The 300-nt window shown below is 57.0% G+C and carries 1 protein-coding gene; it reads right to left on the reverse strand.

Annotated elements, in window-relative coordinates; all coding sequences use genetic code 11:
• A partial coding sequence (locus Q4563_RS18720; protein WP_303605585.1) for an aldehyde dehydrogenase family protein occupies positions 1-300 on the reverse strand: 300 nt, incomplete at both ends.

Raw genomic sequence — 300 nt, forward strand, 5'->3', positions numbered from 1 at the left:
GCCATCACCGGCCCGAAGGTTTCTTCTTCAAACGCCACCATGCCCGGCTGCACATCCACCAGCAATGTTGGCGGGTAATAGAAACCGGGTCGATTAAGCGGCTCGCCACCCAACAGGCAACGGGCACCCGCATTGATGGTATCGCTGACCTGGCGATGCAGGTTGGTTAGCAAATTCTGCCGGGCGATCGGGCCAACCTGGGTATCGTCCAGCAATGGATCGCCAATCACCAGCTTGTCCATCCGGCTGGCGAGCTTGTCGATAAATTCATCGTATATCGGTGCTTCGACCAGTATCCGT

The sequence above is a fragment of the Gilvimarinus sp. 1_MG-2023 genome (assembly GCF_030548285.1).